Source organism: Rubrobacter taiwanensis (assembly GCF_004337705.1).
Lineage (GTDB): Bacteria > Actinomycetota > Rubrobacteria > Rubrobacterales > Rubrobacteraceae > Rubrobacter_C > Rubrobacter_C taiwanensis.
Genome location: NZ_SKBU01000031.1, coordinates 40,779 through 56,988, shown reverse-complemented (window position 1 = coordinate 56,988; position 16,210 = coordinate 40,779). Strand labels below are relative to the sequence as shown.

Sequence of the window (16,210 nt, the reverse complement as noted above, 5' to 3'; positions counted from 1 at the left end):
ATTTTAGCGCGGCGGTGCCTCAGCCGCCGCGCCGGACGACGACCGACTTGCTCTCCGTGTAGTAGTCGAGGGCCTCCATGCCGTGCTCCTTGCCGTAGCCGGACTGCTTCCAGCCCCCGAACGGCAGCTCGTCGTAGACGACCTGCGGGGAGTTGATCCAGGTGTAGCCGGCCTCTATCTTCTCCGCCGCATCCGAGGCCCGGTCGAGATCCCGCGTCCATATAGAAGACCCCAGCCCGTAGATGGAGCCGTTGGCCAGCTCCAGCGCTTCGTCCATGTCCCGCACCCGCCAGATGGGCAGCGCCGGACCGAAGACCTCCTCCCTCGCCACCCGGGAGCCGTGCGAGGGCTCGAGCAGAAGCGTGGGCTCGTAGAAGTTGCCCCGCTCGTACTTCTCGCCCCCAGGCCGCTTAGCACCGTGCAGCACCTCCGCGCCGGAGTCCACGGCGTCCTCTACCTGACGCTCCAGCAGCTCGCGTCCCTCCGGCGTGTGCAGGGGGCCGAGGATCGCCCCCTCCTCCGTCCCCGGCCCCACGCGAAGCTTTCGCACCTTACCGAGCAGCTTCTCTAAAAACTCGTCCGCCACGCTCTCGAAGACGTAGAGACGCTTTATCGCCAGGCACGCCTGCCCGCAGTTGAAGAAGCGCCCGACGCTGGCCGCGCTCGCGGCCCGGTCTAGATCCGCATCCTCGCAGACGATCATGGGGTCCGAGCCGCCGAGCTCCAGCGTGGTGCGCTTGAGGTCGCCCGCCGCCAGCGCCATGAGCTTCTTGCCGACCGGCGTGGACCCGGTGAACGCTACCTTGCGTACCCGCGGATGCCCGGCCAGCGCCTGCCCGGCCTCCGGCCCGGTCCCGGTGACCACGTTGAACACCCCGGCGGGCAGCCCGGCCTCGTGCATGATCCCGGCCAGCCGCAGCGTGACGAGCGGGGTGGTCTCCGCCGGCTTGGCAACGACCACATTCCCGGTTACGAGCGCCGGACCGAGCTTGTTGGCGAGCAGCGTGGTCGGGAAGTTCCAGGGCACGATGGCCCCCACCACACCCAGCGGCCGCTTGATGATGAGACCGTAGGTATCCCGGTCCAGATCCGGCACGTACCCGCCGCGCAGGTTCTTGGCGAGCCCCGCGTAATGCTCTAGCGTGTGGAAGCAGCGCCGGATCTCCAGCCGCGCCTCCCGCAGCGGTTTGCCCTGCTCGGCGGTCAACACCGGCGCGAGCTCGTCAACCCTCTCAAGCACCGCCCGCGCACACTCCAGCAGAATCTCACCCCGCCGGGAGGCCGGAAGGTCGCGCCAGCCCGCGAACGCCTCGTACGCGCTGCCGACCGCCGCATCTACCTCCTCCGCCCCGGCCGCCGGAACGGTGTCCACCTCTTCCCCGGTCGCAGGGTTCACAACGGAGATCCGCTCCACCCCAGCCTCGATATACCTGCCGCCGATGAACATCTCAGCCATCGAATGCTCCTTTCGCCCGGCCAGGAGCGAGGCACCGGCCGCCTCCTCTCCCTCTAACGCCCGCAGAACGCCTCCCGGCCCCCGGGCCGGATACATCTTAACTGACCGGTCAGTTTTTTTCCAGTTACCGGGAGAGGGGTTTTCCGCCTGCCGCCCGGTTGCGGAGCAGCGGGGCGGCGGCGTAGGCGTCTCCGTGCAGGGCGCGCAAGGCGTCGAGGACGCGCAGTATGCGTTCCGCTCCCAGCTCGTCGGCCCAGGCGAGCGGTCCCTTCGGGTAGTTGACGCCGAGCTGCATGGCGCGGTCTATGTCCTCTGCGGAGGCGACGCCTTCGGCGAGTGCGAAGGCGGCTTCGTTGGCGAGCGCGGCGACCGTGCGGAGTGCGGCCCCGGCGGGCAGGTCCGGGACCCAGGCGGGGGTGAGGCCTGCGGCGCGGACGAGCGCCCGGATCTCGCGGCGGGTGGCGCGATCGGCATTGCCTGCAAGCTCCACGGCGGTGGAGGCGTTGGAGAAGCGCCGGATACCGACCGGTGCTCCGGTGGCGGCCAGCGTCTCTTCGTCTCTGAGGGCCCGGATCTCGACCTCTCCCCGGCCGGTCTTCACGCCGAGGGCTGCGGCCAGCTCGTCGTCTCCGGTGAGGAAGAACCGGCCGGGGTCGAAGGTCCCGGGCTCCTCGGCGGTCTCTTCCCCGCCTTCGTACTCGTAGAATCCGCGGCCGGTCTTGCGGCCCAGCAGCCCGGCTTCGACCATGCTGCGCTGCAGGTGGGAGGGGCGGTAGCGCGGCAGGCCGTAGGAGCGTTCGTACATGGACTCCGAGGTGGCGAGATTGATATCCACCCCGATCAGGTCCATGAGCCGGAAAGGTCCCATGCGGAAGCCTGCTCCCTCGAGGGCGGCGTCTATCTGTGCGGGCTCGCCGCCGGCCTCCAGCAGCCGCAGCCCCTCCAGGTAGAACGGCCGGGCGACCCGGTTCACGATGAACCCCGGTGTGTCGGCGGTCACGACGGGGACCTTGCCCAGCCTCTCCGCGAGGGAGGAGGTCTTGCGTACGACCTCCGGGGCGGTGAGCGGTCCGGCGACGACCTCTACCAGCTTCAGGGCCGGGACCGGGTTGAAGAAGTGCATCCCGACCACGCGCTCCGGCCGTTCGGTGGCGGCGGCTATGCGGGCTACTGAGAGCGAGGATGTGTTCGTGGCGAGCACCACGTCGCGCGGGGCCTCCCGGTCCAGCTGCGAGAACACCTCCCGTTTCACGTCCAGATCCTCGAAGACGGCCTCGATCACGAACGGCGCGTCGGCGCAGAGGTCGAGGTCGGTGCCGGATCTCACGCGCTCCAGTGCGGCGTCCCGGTCGGATTCGGAGATGCGTCCCTTCTCCACCCGGCGGTTCAGGTCTCTCTCGATGCGGGCGCGGCCCCGTTCGAGCACCGCCTCCTCCCGGTCCACCATCACGACCGAGAGGCCCGCCAGCGCGGCGGCCTCTGCTATCCCCGCGCCCATCGTACCGGCGCCCACCACGGCGAGATCCGGCATCAAAACCCTCCTCAACCTCCGCGTCAGGTTACGGGGAGATCATACATCCTCTGCCGGCTTCCCGCGGGGCCGGTAAGAGCGCGCGCTCATCCCCGGTTCGCCGCCGGCCCGGGCGGCGCGCAGCAGGAGAGAGGCGCCGGCGAGGGAACCCGCGGCGGCCAGGGGCCAGGAGAGGAGCCTCGGGAAGCGAACTCCGAGGACGGAGATCCCCAGCAGGGCGCCGCCGACGGCCGCGTTTATGGTCCGTTCGTGTGTGTTCACGGGGGTCGTGCTCGTCTGGAGCGCAACACCGCCGACCCTCCTGAGCGTGGCGGTCGCCTGGGACCCGCTCCCGGGCCCGCCGCGCTGGACCCGGCGTTCGGAGCGGCTGATGGGGCGCTCCGGCTCGGGCTTCGGGCGGCGGGCGGTCCGGACGAGCTGTATCTCGCGGGCGTTGGCCAGATCTTCCTCGAACATCCGCTCCATCCGCGCGCCGAAGTCCCGGTCCTCGGCCACCAGATCCAGCTCCCAGTTGGCCACCAGGCTGCCGACGTTCAGGTTCGTAGATCCGATCCGGGACCACCAGCCGTCGGCGACGGTGGTCTTGGCATGCATCATCGGGCCGCCGTACTCCCAGATGCTCACCCCGGCCTCAAGCAGTTGCCGGTAGCCGGTGCGGGAGAGGAGCCCGATCCAGGGCAGGTCGTTGGTGGCCGGCAGCAGCAGCCGCACGTCCACTCCGTCCCGCGCGGCCGACATCAGCGCCAGGTTGAGCACCGGCACGGAGACGAAGTAGGCGTCGGAGATCCAGAGCCGCTCCTCGACCCCTGCGCACAGGAACTCCAGCGCCCGCAGGATGCGCATCTTGCCCGGCTCCTGGATGACGACGCGCACGGCCTCCCTCCCGGCCGCCGGGATGCTCCCGGCGGCGGGCCGCTCGTCACCGGGGAGGGGATCTCCGGTCCGGTCCCACAAGCTCGCGAAGGCCCGCTCCAGGTCGGCCACCGCCGGGCCCCGCACGCTCACCGCCGTGTCCCGGTAGGTCAGGCCGGTCTCCGGCGAAGTCTGCAGCCAGTCGTCGCCGATGCAGACGCCCCCGGTGGAGGCGTAGACACCGTCCACCGCCAGCAGCTTGCGGTGGTCTCTGCGGACCGCGCCCGCCAGCCGCCCCGGAGCCGGCGGGTTTACCATGCGCACCTCGGCCCCCGCATCCCGGAGCCGCTGCCAGAACGCGCGCGGCACGCCCAGACAGCCGAACCAGTCCACGAGCACCCGCACGCGCACGCCTTCCGAGGCTTTCTGGCAGAGGGCCTCGGCGAAGCGCCGGCCCGTGTTGTCCGCGCGGAAGATGTAGTTCTCCAGGTGCACCCAGCGTTCGGCGCGCCCGATGGCCTTAAGCCAGTCGTCGAAGGTGACGGGCCCGTCGCGCAGCAGCGTAAGCCGGTTGCCCCCGCGCAGCGGCGAGTCGGTGATCCGGGCCAGGATCCGGTCCAGCCGCTCGTCCGGCCGGTCGGAGCTCGCAGCTTCAGCCAGGGTGCGCCCGCGCAGTCTCATTCCCTGAGAGTCTACCCGCTCCGGCCGGAGGCATGCCACTCTCCCGGCCGGGCCGCGCCTACCTCTGGGAGAAGGCCTGCACGCCCGTGATCTCGCGCCCCACGATGAGCGACTGCACGGTGTCGGTCCCCTCGTAGGTGTAGACGGCCTCCATGTCGGCGAAGTGCCGGGCCACGTGGTAATCCAGCAGGATGCCGTTGCCGCCGAGCATGTCCCGGGCCTCGGCGACCACCTTGCGGGCCTTGCGGGCGTTGTTCATCTTCGCCAGCGAGGCCATCCCCGGCGTCATCTTGCCCTCGGCGGCGAGCTGGGAGAGCCGGTAGCAAAGAAGCTGCATGGAGGTGATCTCGGCCAGCATCCCGGCCAGCTTGCTCTGGATGAGCTGGTAGTTCACCAGCGGCTTGAAGAACTGCGACCGCTGCTGGGCGTAGGCGAGCGCCGCCTCGTAGGCCGCTATGGCGTGCCCGATCGCCTCCCAGGCCACGCCGTAGCGCGTGGCGGTGAGCACCTTAGCCGTGTCCTTGAACGAGTTGGCCTTCGCCAGCCGGTTCTCGGCGGGCACGCGCACGTTCTCCAGCTTGATCTCGGCCTGCCAGACGGCGCGCTTGGAGATCTTGCCCTTCATCACCTCGGCGGTGTAGCCGGGCGCGCCCTTCTCGACCAGAAAGCCGCCGACCTCGCCCTCCTCGTCCCGGGCCCAGATTATGACCACGTCCGCAAACGAGGCGTTCCCGATCCAGCGCTTCTCCCCGTTGAGGACGTACTCATCTCCGTCCCTGCGGGCGCTGGTCTCCAGCATGACCACGTCGGAGCCGTGGTTAGGCTCGGTGAGACCGAAGGCTCCGATCTTCTCCATCCTCGCCATGACCGGCAGCCACTTCTCCTTCTGCTCCTCGCTCCCCAGAAGAGCGATGGACTGCATCGCGAGCCCCGAGTGCACCCCGAAGAAGGTGTTGAAGCTGCCGTCGCCCCGGGCCATCTCCATCCCGATCAGGCCCTCCGCCACCGGCGAGAGCCCCGGACACCCGTAACCCCTTATGGTGCCGCCCGCGATGCCCAGCCCGGCGACCTTCGGTACCAGATCGAACGGAAACTCCCCCCTCTCCCAGTACTCGTTCGCGACCGGAATGAGCTCCTCGTCGCAGAAGCGCCGGACCTTGTCCCGTACCGCCCGCTCCTCGTCGGTGAGCAGCTCGTCCATAAGGTAGAAGTCAGTGCCCTGAGACCGCCTGAGCTCCTCGGTGATCATGCCTCTCCCTCTCTTCGCTCTCCCGGAAATACGGCCCCCGAGACCGGTCCCGCAAGCACGGATTCTTCCTGCCCGGCCGGAGGCCGTGCTATTATAGGTTTAGAATATCAAAATTGACAACATCGCGAAGGGAAAGGACTGTCATCATGCAGCAAGAAGCCGGCATCCGTCTCAGCGATAGCGTCAAGGATATCCCCAATCTCGTGCAGGCGCTCTTCCGCAACGTCGAGCGGCGACCGGAGAAGACCGCTCTTGCATACAAGGCCGGCGGTGGCTGGCGGGAGATCTCCTACCGCGAGCTTGGGGAGCGGGTAGAGCGGTTCGCCGCCGGGATGGCGGCTCTGGGGGTGGAGCGCGGGGACCGGATGGCGCTCATGTCCGCCAACCGTCCGGAGTGGGCCATCTCGGACTACGCCATTCAGAGCCTGGGAGCGGCGACGGTTCCCATCTACCCCACTCTGGAGCCGCATCAGATAGAGCACATTCTTGAGGACTCCGAGGCCCGGGCGGTCATCGTGGAGAATGAGGAGCTGCTGCGCCGGGTCCGGGAGGTCCAGGAGGACTTCCCCGTCGTCGTGATGGACGACGCGTTCACCGGCGAGAACGAGAAGACGCTGCGCTTCGAGAGCGTCTACCGCTCCGGAGAGGAGCGCCCGAAGGAGGACTGGCGCGAGGTCTGGGGGGGCATCGGCCGGGACGAGGTGGCCACCATCCTCTACACCAGCGGGACCACCGGGGCTCCGAAGGGCGTCATCCTGACGCACGACAACATCCTCTCGAACATCGAGGGCATAGTGGAGGCCGTTCCGCTGCGGCCCGAAGACGTCTTCCTCTCCCTGCTGCCGCTCTCGCACATCTTCGAGCGGACGGCGGGTCAGTTCGTGGCGCTCACGCTGGGATGCTCCATCTACTACGCCGAGTCGATCGAGAAGGTTCCGGAGAACCTGCGCGAGGTGAGGCCGACCGTGGTCCCGAGCGTGCCGCGCCTGTACGAGAAGATGTACGACCGGGTGCAGCAGCGGCTCTCGCAGGGGCCTGCGCTGCGCCGGAAGCTGGCCGCCGCCGCCATCGCGGCCGGGCGCGAGAAGTACCGGCTGCGACTGCGGGGGCGGGAGCCCGGCGCGTGGCTCAGGTTCAAGCTCGGGCTCTTCGAGAGGCTGGTCTTCAACAAGATCCGGGAAGCCACGGGAGGGAGGCTGCGGTTCTTCGTCTCCGGCGGCGCCAAGCTGGAGGCTGAGATCGGAGAGTTCTTCTACGCCGCCGGGGTGCCTATCCTGGAGGGCTACGGGCTCACCGAGACCTCGCCCGTGATCTCCTGCAACCGGCTCGGGCGGGAGAAGTTCGGCACGGTCGGGCTGCCGCTCTTCAACGTGGAGGTCAGGATCGGGGAGCACGGGGAGATCCAGACCCGCGGCCCGCACGTCATGCGGGGCTACTTCAACCTCCCGGAGGAGACCGAGGCAGCCTTCACCGAGGACGGCTGGTTTAAGACCGGGGACATCGGCGAGATAGACGATGAGGGCTACCTCAAGATCACGGACCGGTTGAAGAACCTTATCGTGCTCAGTACCGGCAAGAACGTCGCCCCCCAGCCGATCGAGACGAAGCTCGTCACCATGCCGCACATCTCGCAGGCCGTGTTGCTCGGCGACGGGCGCAAGTACGTCTCGGCGCTTATCGTGCCGGACTACGAGGCCGTCCGAAACAGGCTGGCAACGGACGCCGCGCCCGCAGAACTGGCGGAGGATGAGCGGGTCCGCGAGCTCATCCAGAAAGACATAGACACCGCCTGCGCCGAGTTCGCCGACTACGAGCGGCCCAAGAAGTTCGCACTGCTCGCGCGCGAGTTCTCCCAGGAGGAGGGCGAGCTCACCCCGACGCTCAAGGTCAAGATGCGCGTCGTGCAGGAGCGCTACGCGGGCCAGATAGAGCGCCTCTACGCCGGCAGCTAGCATACATGGTACATTAGGCCCGTATAGCGGGCTCCGAAGGGGAAGGAGAAGGGCATGACGCTGAACCTCGCCGTGCTGCTGGAGGAGAGCGCCAAGGCTCACGCGGACAAGCCGGCGCTGCTCCTGGGCGAGCACAGGATGGCCTACGCCGAGCTGCGCGGAGCGGCTAAGAAGTTCGCCGGGGCTCTAGAGGCTCTGGGCGTGGAGCCCGGCGAGAAGGTGGCGATGATGGTGCCCAACGTCCCGCAGTTCGCCGTGGCCTACTACGGCATCCTCAACCGGGGCGCGGTGGTGGTCCCGCTGAACGTGCTGCTCAAAGAGGACGAGATCGCCTACCACCTCGAAGATTCCGACGCCAGGGCGCTCGTAGTATGGGAGGGCTTCCTGGAGGAGGCCCACAAGGGCTTCGAGAAAGCGGCCGGCTGCCGGGAGCTCATAGTAGTCGAGGCTCCGGGCGGAAACGGGGCTCGGGACGGGATGCGCGGGTTTGCCGCACTGCTATCCGAGCACCCGCCGGAGTACGAGCTGTACCAGCCCATGCCGGACGACACGGCCGTCATCCTCTACACCAGCGGCACCACGGGCCGTCCGAAAGGCGCGGAGCTCACGCACTTCAACCTGTTCTACAACGCCTCCTACTCGGCCGACCGGCTGATGGACGTAACCGAGGACGACGTGGTGATCGGGGCCCTGCCGCTCTTCCACGTCTTCGGCCAGACGTGCGTTATGAACACCATGCTCTACAAGGGCGGCACGATAGCTCTCATCCCCCGCTTCGAGCCTGACGCGGCGCTCAAGACCATCCAGGACGCCCGGGTGACCATCTTCATGGGCGTGCCGACGATGTACCAGTACCTCATGCGCCACCCCGAGCTGGAGAGCTTCGACACCTCCAGCCTCAGGCTCGGGATCTCCGGCGGCTCGGCGATGCCGGTGGAGGTGCTGCGGGCGTTCGAGGAGAAGTTCGGGGTCACGATCCTGGAGGGCTACGGCCTCTCGGAGACCTCGCCCGTGGCCAGCTTCAACCGGTCGGCGGAGGTCCGCAAGGCCGGCTCCATCGGGCTGCCGATCTGGGGCACCGAGGTGAGGGTCGTGGACGGTAACGACCGGGAAGTCCCGCGCGGCGAGCGGGGCGAGCTGGTCATCCGCGGCCACAACGTGATGAAGGGCTACTACAAACGGCCTGAGGCGACCGCCGAGGCGATGAGAAACGGCTGGTTCCACACCGGAGACGTGGCCACGCAGGACGAGGACGGCTTCCTGTACATCGTAGACCGGGTGAAGGACATGATCCTGCGCGGCGGCTACAACATCTACCCGCGCGAGGTCGAGGAAGTCCTCTACCAGCACCCGGCCGTCGCCGAATGTGCCGTGATCGGGGTGCCGCACGAAGAGCTCGGCGAGGAGGTGCGGGCCGTCGTCGCGCTCAAGCCGGGAGAGAGCGCGACCGAGGAGGAGATCATCTCCTTCGTGAAAGACAGGGTAGCCGCCTACAAGTACCCGCGTTCGGTCGTCTTCATGGACGAGCTGCCCAAGACCGCGACCGGCAAGATTCTCAAGCGCGAGCTGGTCCCGAACCGCGAGGAGACGAAGGCGTAGCACCAAACCCGCTGCTCTTCGGGAAGCTCATCCGGAGCCTCCTCTAACGTGCGAGCGAACGGCAGCCGGACCCGCCGGCATGCTCTTGAGAGAGCGTGCGTTTACAGCACCGGGATGCGGGAGCGGTAGCGGGCGAAGAGGTCTGCGTTGCGCCGCTCGCCGCCCTCCACGTTCGCGCTCGTCCAGAGCGGCAGTTCGATCCCGGACTCCTTCGCGCGGTCGGCGAGCCGGGCGAGCAACAGGTTCCAGGCGTAGACCGAAGCTAGCGAGGAGAGCGCGCCGGTGTCCGACCCTCCGGCCGGGTATGCAGCGTCCCCGTAGGGGACCCGGGTGTCTATCACGTGGTCGGCGAGCTCGCCGAGCCTGACTCCCGCCCGCGCGGGAGCCTGCCGCATGTGGGGGACGGAGACGACCGCCACGACCGGCGTCCCGGCGCGGCGGAAGCCCTTGGCCAGCTCCACGGGGAACGGGTTGACCCCGGAGTTGGAGAAGATGAAGGCCGCGTCGCCCTCACCCGGCGACGCCTGCGCGAGCAGTGTATCCGCCAGCCCCCCGGCGCGCTCCAGCAGCGTGCTGGCCTGCCCGCCGGCGAGCGGGAGCAACGCCGGGTGGAAGACCGGGTAGACGCACGCCAGTCCCCCGGCCCGGTAGAAGGTCTCCAGTACGAGCGCGAGCGAGTGCCCGGAGCCCGCCGCATACACCAGCCCGTCGCGCTCCAGAACCCGGTGCACGAGATCCGCTGCGGCGTCGAGCTCAGCGGCGTTGTGCCCTTCCAGCTCCTGCAGTTGCCCGCGCATCCGGGCCCCGAACCCGTTACTCGACGCCACGCGCGACCTCCTCCAGCAGCTCTTCCGCCCGCTCCTCGCTCTCCGCGGCGCGCAGCTCGTCGTCCAGGCCCTCGGTGAGCCGGTCGGCCAGGGCGGCGAGCAGGCCCACGTGCTGTTCCTTGTCCGGCGATCCGAAAGCGAAGACGAGATCCACCGGGTCGTTCTCCGGGTGGCCGAATTCGACCGGCTCGGCGAGCGTGGCGGCGGAGAGCCCGACCTCCAGCACGCCGTCTTCGGGTCGGGCGTGGGCCAGGGCGAGCCCCGGAGCGAGCACCATGTACGGGCCGTTCTCCTCGACCACCTCCACACAGCGCTCCGGGTAGCGGGGCTCGACCGCGCCGCCCTCCACCAGCGGCTCGCAGGCGGCGCGCACGGCAGCCCGCCAGTCCTCCGCCGCAACCCGGACGCGGGCTCCGGTCACAGCCATCCCTGCTCCTTCAGGGCCGCAGCAAGCTGGCTCTTGAGCGCTTCCTTGTCCATGAAGTTGGAGACGGTCAGCACCACGGGGGCGGCTCCCTCGAACATCTCGGTGTGCATGCCCTGGCCGATGATCACGTCCGCCTGCATGCTGCGGGCCGAGGACGCATCGGTGGCCTCCACCTTCGCGCTCACGCCGAGGTCCTGCAGCGCGGACTCGGCGGTCATGCGTAGCATGAGGCTGCTCCCCATCCCGACGCCGCAGACGGTCAATACCCTGAGTGGCTCACTTCCTGCCATCGTCTTCCTCGCTTTCTCCGGTCGTGTCCGGCCGCTCGAACGGAGCCTCGCCCCGAATCTCGGCCTCGGGCTCCGGATGGCGCCGCTTGATGAAGTATAACCACCCGGCGAAGATCGCCAGCACGACCGCCGGGACGCCCCAGATCGCGGCCTCCCCCAGCGCCCCGAGCGGCGCAGCTATGAGCATGATGGCCCAGATCAAGATATACCAGTCGGGATCGGCGAGCGTCGCCAGCTCGGGAGCCGTGTCGGAGAGCATCCCCCAGGTGACGGCCTGCCCAACGGCCAGGAAGGTGCCGTTGATCACCCCCCCTATAACCGCCCCGCGCCAGCCGCCGAAGGCGTTGCCGAAGACGGCCGCGGCCGCCCCGGGGAAGAAGAGCATGATCATGGGCGGCACGAGCACGAAGAGCCCGAGGGCGGCGAAGAGCCCCATGAACGCCAGAAAGACCGCCGTCCCGGCCACGAACCCGATCATCACGGCGGTAGGAGCGAACGGGAAGACGGTGGGAGCGTCCAGCGCGGGCCGGGAACCGGGGATGAGCTTCTCGCTCACGCCCTTGAAGGCCGGCACGATCTCCGCCAGGAACATCCTGACGCCGAAGAGCAGGATCGCGATTCCCGCAGCAAACCGCAGCGCCGCGATGATCCCCCAGACCCAAGGGTTGATCTCCTCGTCGTAGGCGGCGGCCTGCTCCGCGATCACGCCCCGGTCGGCGAAGATCATGGCCCCGATCAGGATCACCCCGATCACCAACGCCGTCGAGACGTTCACGTCCTTGAAGAAGGAGAGTTGCTTGGGGAGCCTGAGCCGCTCGGTGTCGTGCCGCTCTCTGGAGCCCACGAGCGGCCCGATCTTACCCGCCATCCAGCAAGCCGCCGAGCTGGTGTGCCCGTAGCCCCACTCGTCACCGCCCGTAACCCGGCGCATGAGCGGCGCAATGTAGAGCGGCTGGATGGTCCAGTAGGCGGCCACCACGACAGATCCCACCAGAACCAGCGTGAGCTGATCTACATCCCCGAAGACCTGTACGAGCGCCGCCGTGGTGATGACCGAGATCCAGAACATCAGATGCCCGGTCAGATACACGTACCGGGTGTCCAACAGCCGCACCGCCAGAAGGTGCAGGAAGAACCCCACCGTGATGATGAGCGCTACCGTACCCCCATGCGTGCCGAGAAAGTCCCCGAGCGTGTTCGTGGCCTCCGGCGGCTCCAGCCCGACCGCGCTGGCCACTATCGTCTGGAAGGCGACCAGCCCCTGCACGAAGACATCCACCCCAATGAACAGAATGATGACCCCGATCGTCGCCCGCAGAGCCCCGGCTACAACATCCTCTACCGGCTTGCGCTGCAGAAGCAGCCCGATGAGCGTGATGATCCCGATCAGAATCGCAACCTCGTTGAAGATGTTGGTCGCGATGAACCGCAGTACGTCCGCGAAAACCTCCACCTCCGGCCACACTCCTCTCCGTACCCGATACGCCTGTCTTACTCATTATATTGTCTATACCAGAGAACGCAACATGAGTTCTCTCATCGGGCGGGGGAGTGGAGGGTGAGGGCAGTGATCTCGGGTGGGCAGTTGAGCCGGATGCGGGGTCTTACCGCGCCGAGGCCGCGGTTGGTGTAAAGGAGCATTCCCTTCACTTGGTAGAGGCCGGCGGGGTATTTCTCGCCGTAGGGCGGCAGGATGAGGGGGGTTGGGAGCCGGATCTGGCCGCCGTGCGAGTGGCCGGAGAGCTGGAGGTCGAAGCGTCCGGCGGGGGCGCTGATGTCCGCGAAGTCCGGTTCGTGGGCGAGCAGGATGGCGGAGCCGGAGTCGGGCAGGCGCTCCAGGACCACGTCCAGGCGGTCGTAGAACTCCATGTGGTCGTCTACTCCGGCGAGGTGCAGCGCTGCGCCCTCTCTCCGCAGGGTGTGGTGGGTATTAGGCAGCTCTATGATGCCGCTCGCGCGGAGCACCCGCCGGACTCTATGGGAGCCGATCCGGTGGTCGTGGTTGCCCAGTACGGCGAAGACGCCGTCGCGCGCCCGCAGCGAGCGCAGGGCGCGGACGAGACCGGGTGCTACCCGGTCGAAGTTCGCGTGCCGGTCGGCGAGGTCTCCGGTGATGGCGATGAGATCCGGACGCTGCTCGTTCACCGGCCGCAGCAGGCCCGCGAGGCGCTCCGGGACCGTCCGGCCGCGAGCGTGGAGGTCGCTGATCTGGACCACCCGGTAGCCGTCGAACTCCGGCGCCAGCCGCGGCAGCTCCAGCTCCAGGCGGGTCGTCTCCACCGGCCCTCCCCTACCCACCGGGCACCAGTACGAGCTCTGAGTCTACCTCGTAGCCGGAGCGCCGCATCGGCAGGTACTCTCCCGATCGCCACATCTCCAGCAGGTCGGCGTAGTTGCCGGAGAGCAGGTTCCCGGACTGTCCCGGCGCGTGGATGTAGAGCGAGGCGTCCAGGTCGGCGAGGTCCACCACCTGCCGGTAGCCGGGGCCGTTGCCCATCGAGAAGTCCTCGAAGTCGTAGGGCCCGACGTTGGGGGTGGAACGGTCTCCGCCGAAGGCGGCCTCCCGGTCGGAGAGCCGGGCCAGCGGCGTGTTCGTGAGAACTGAGTGCGGGAAGGTCGCCCGGTGTACCTCGCCCCACTCCGGCACATCTCCCCCGAAACGCTCCAGAGCGCGGTCCAGAGCCCTGGAGGCGAACCGGAGGCAGCCCGCAGCCGTCGCAGGTTCGCAGTTCGGGTCGCCCTCCTCTAGGGCGTTCAGCAGGTAGCGCGGTTCGTCCCAGTACTCCTCACCCACCTCCGCGGCGGGGAGGCGGGCCAGCTCGGCGTAGAAGGCGGCGAACGCAGCCGCCTCCCGCGAGTCCGGCGCGGCGACCCCGTCCCACGCCAGGAGCTCCTCGCGCCAGCGGGCGGCCTCCTCCGAGCCCGGTTCGAGGCGCTCCAGGACGGGCCGGAAGTCCCGGAAGAGGAGGGAGGTCTGGTCCTGCTGGATCTCCACCATGTCCTCGACGGTCAGCCCGTCGCGGGCCTCGATCATCTCCGTTATCCGGTCGGCGCGGTACGGCTCGGCCCACTCGAAGGAGATGTCGTAGGGGTAGCCCTCCGGCGTGACCTTGTTGTTGGCGGTGACTATGTAGCCCGCCTCGGGGTTGAAGGCGCGGGGCCGCTCGTCCTCCGGGATGTACCCCTCCCAGTCGAACTCGCCGGTGCCCGGGACCGGGACGAGCCCGGTGTGCCCTTCGGCCCGGATAGGGAGCAGCCCGGAGGCCACGTACCCGATGTTCCCCGCCCGGTCGGCGTAGACGAAGTTCTGGCTCGGGGCCACGTAGTTCTCCAGCGCCCGGTTGAACTCCTCCCAGTTCTGTGCCCGGTTGATGCCGAGGAAGGCTTCCAGCGTGCGGTCCTCGGGCTCCAGGCTCGTCCAGCGCAGCGCCAGCGGCCGCGCCCCCGGAACGTCCTCCTCAATATCTGAGATCACGGGCCCGTACACCGTCTCGCGCACCTCCAGCCTCACGGGCTCGCCGCCGGCGACCTCGATGACCTCCTCGCGCACCCCGTACGGCCGCACCTCACCGTCGTGACGATAGCCCTCCCCCCTCTCCTCCAGAACGTAGAGGTCCTGCACGTCCGCTCCGACGTTGGTAACGCCCCAGGCTATCTCCCGGTTGTGCCCGATCACTACCGCCGGCAGGCCCGGTAGCGTCGCCCCGACGGCCTCCAGCGTCGGGGACTCCAGGTGTGCCAGGTACCAGAGCGAGGGCGCGCCGAGCCCCAGGTGCGGGTCGTTTGCGAGCAGCGGCTCCCCGCTCGCGGTGCGCCCGCCGGAGACGACCCAGTTGTTGGAGGCCTCGATCCCGGAGGGGAAGGAGTCCCCGGCGGCGAGCAGCGCCCCGGCCAGCTCCCCGTCTGATGCCGCTACCTCCTGAAGCTCCTCGTCTCCAAGGACGGTCGTCGCGTCCTCGGGGTAGGGTGGGATCAGCTCCGCGATGCGCTCCTCGCTTAAGCCTTCGGCCAGCAGCCGGTAGCGTTGCAGCTCGGAGTCCCAGTTGGTCGAGAGGTCGAAGCTCATCATCTTGGCCCAGACCAGCACGTCCGCCGGCCGCCACGGCTCGGGCTCGTAGCCGAGCAGGGTGAACTCCACCGGCAGCGGCGGGTCCGAGTCCAGGTAGGCGTTCACCCCCGCCACGTAGGAGTCCACCGCCAGCTTCCCGTCCGGGCCCAGGCTCTCGTAGGCGCTTTCGGCGGCCCGGTAGAAGCCCCAGGTGCGCAAGAACCGGTCTTCTTCCACCGTAGCCTCGCCCAGCACCTCGGAGAGCCGGCCCGCCCCCGCCCGGCGCTGGAACTCCATCTGCCAGAGCCGGTCCTGGGCGTGGACCGCGCCGAGGGCGAAGAAGAGGTCGCGCTCGCTCGCTGCCCGGATGTGCGCCACCCCGGATGGCTCCCGTTCTACCTCGACCGCACTCTCCAGCCCGGGAAGCCGCAACTCGCCTTCGTGCTGCGGCAGGGTGGCTCCCCGCAGGTAGAGGTAGCCGCCGCAAGCCGCCAGGGAGCCCAGCAGCAGGAGCGCGAGCAGGGCCAGACCCGTCCAGCGCAGAACTCGCATCCCGCTATTGCTAGACGCCCTCCAGGGCTTCCCGGATCGGGGTGCTGCCGGCCAGGATCTCGAACGTCCGGCGGCGGGTGTTCTCCACCTCCAGGCACTCGACGAGGGTTTCGGCCACGTCCTCGCGGGAGATCTCACCCCGCCGCGCCAGCTCCGGTGCTGCGGAGATCCTGCCGGTCCCCGCACCGTCGGTGAGCCGTCCGGGCCGGACGATGGTGTAGGAGAGACCGCTGGCCTGCAGCTGCACGTCGGCTTTGGCCTTGGCGATCAGGTACGGCTGCATCTCCTCGACCGCGCCACCGGGGTCCACGACCCCCATCGAGCTCAGCAGCACGTAGCGCCCGGCGCCTTCGGCTCCGGCGGCCTGCATGAGCTTGACCGCTCCGCCGTAGTCCATCGTCTCCTTGCGGGCGGGACCGCTCCCCGGCCCGGCTCCGGCGGCGAAGATGGTCGCCTCACAGCCCCGCACGGCTCCGGCGATCCTGGCGTCCTCGTCCCGCTCCAGGTCCACGCGGCACCCCTCGGCCCCCAGGTCCTCCAGCTCCGGGAGCTGCTCTGCCTTGCGCGCCAGGGCCCGTACCTCGTGGCCGCGCTCCAGCAGCCTCCGGACGATCCGCTTACCCGTGTTCCCCGCCGCTCCCGCTACGAGCACCCTCATGCAATCTCCCTTCTCTGACTGCTGCAAGCGGGATAGAGTCTATCCGCTCGCCGGCCCGGAGGCCACGGAGGATTAAAGCCGGCGGGCC

The 16,210-nt window shown here is 68.7% G+C and carries 13 protein-coding genes; 2 read left to right on the top strand and 11 right to left on the bottom strand.

The window, feature by feature from the left end; genetic code table 11:
* Nucleotides 1-19: 19 nt before the first annotated feature.
* From E0L93_RS13905 to E0L93_RS13890, 4 genes are all read right to left on the bottom strand, one after another.
* Nucleotides 20-1,456: an aldehyde dehydrogenase family protein gene (locus tag E0L93_RS13905; RefSeq protein WP_207890516.1), complete on the bottom strand. Its 1,437-nt coding sequence runs from the start codon at nt 1,454-1,456 to the stop codon at nt 20-22.
* A 124-nt stretch (nt 1,457-1,580) separates the two neighbouring features.
* On the bottom strand, nt 1,581-2,987 hold the full coding sequence (locus E0L93_RS13900) for a 3-hydroxyacyl-CoA dehydrogenase NAD-binding domain-containing protein (protein WP_243638247.1): 1,407 nt from the start codon (nt 2,985-2,987) through the stop codon (nt 1,581-1,583).
* A 39-nt stretch (nt 2,988-3,026) separates the two neighbouring features.
* Nucleotides 3,027-4,520 carry a phospholipase D-like domain-containing protein gene (locus E0L93_RS13895; RefSeq protein WP_132692680.1) on the bottom strand — a complete coding sequence of 498 codons (1,494 nt, stop codon included), beginning with the start codon at nt 4,518-4,520 and terminating at the stop codon, nt 3,027-3,029.
* A 58-nt stretch (nt 4,521-4,578) separates the two neighbouring features.
* Complete coding sequence (locus E0L93_RS13890; protein WP_132692679.1) at nt 4,579-5,769, bottom strand: acyl-CoA dehydrogenase family protein; 1,191 nt, start codon at nt 5,767-5,769, stop codon at nt 4,579-4,581.
* Between the two features lie 146 nt (nt 5,770-5,915).
* Between E0L93_RS13890 and E0L93_RS13885 the strand changes: the two genes are divergently transcribed.
* Nucleotides 5,916-7,721: an AMP-dependent synthetase/ligase gene (locus E0L93_RS13885; protein WP_132692678.1), complete on the top strand. Its 1,806-nt coding sequence runs from the start codon at nt 5,916-5,918 to the stop codon at nt 7,719-7,721.
* Between the two features lie 54 nt (nt 7,722-7,775).
* Complete coding sequence (locus E0L93_RS13880) at nt 7,776-9,320, top strand: long-chain-fatty-acid--CoA ligase (RefSeq protein ID WP_132692677.1); 1,545 nt, start codon at nt 7,776-7,778, stop codon at nt 9,318-9,320.
* A gap of 101 nt (nt 9,321-9,421) precedes the next feature.
* On the opposite strand, the gene E0L93_RS13875 is transcribed toward E0L93_RS13880, so the two are convergent.
* The 7 genes from E0L93_RS13875 to E0L93_RS13845 form a co-directional block, all read right to left on the bottom strand.
* A complete protein-coding gene (locus E0L93_RS13875; RefSeq protein ID WP_207890514.1) occupies nt 9,422-10,147 on the bottom strand; it encodes a sugar isomerase domain-containing protein in 726 nt (241 codons plus the stop codon).
* Nucleotides 10,134-10,574 (bottom strand): PTS sugar transporter subunit IIA, encoded by a 441-nt coding sequence (locus E0L93_RS13870; protein WP_132692676.1) that lies wholly within the window; start codon nt 10,572-10,574, stop codon nt 10,134-10,136. The genes E0L93_RS13875 and E0L93_RS13870 overlap by 14 nt, the downstream gene beginning before the upstream one ends.
* Nucleotides 10,565-10,864, bottom strand: coding sequence for a PTS sugar transporter subunit IIB (locus E0L93_RS13865; RefSeq protein WP_132692675.1), 300 nt, complete (start codon nt 10,862-10,864; stop codon nt 10,565-10,567). The genes E0L93_RS13870 and E0L93_RS13865 overlap by 10 nt, the downstream gene beginning before the upstream one ends.
* Nucleotides 10,851-12,317, bottom strand: coding sequence for a PTS ascorbate transporter subunit IIC (locus E0L93_RS13860; protein WP_132692674.1), 1,467 nt, complete (start codon nt 12,315-12,317; stop codon nt 10,851-10,853). Before E0L93_RS13860 ends, E0L93_RS13865 begins: the two co-directional genes overlap by 14 nt.
* Nucleotides 12,318-12,400: 83 nt before the next feature.
* Nucleotides 12,401-13,144 (bottom strand): metallophosphoesterase, encoded by a 744-nt coding sequence (locus tag E0L93_RS13855; protein WP_165874384.1) that lies wholly within the window; start codon nt 13,142-13,144, stop codon nt 12,401-12,403.
* A gap of 10 nt (nt 13,145-13,154) precedes the next feature.
* Nucleotides 13,155-15,464 (bottom strand): penicillin acylase family protein, encoded by a 2,310-nt coding sequence (locus tag E0L93_RS13850; protein WP_132692672.1) that lies wholly within the window; start codon nt 15,462-15,464, stop codon nt 13,155-13,157.
* Between the two features lie 10 nt (nt 15,465-15,474).
* Complete coding sequence (locus E0L93_RS13845) at nt 15,475-16,122, bottom strand: SDR family oxidoreductase (RefSeq protein ID WP_132692671.1); 648 nt, start codon at nt 16,120-16,122, stop codon at nt 15,475-15,477.
* Nucleotides 16,123-16,210: the final 88 nt, after the last annotated feature.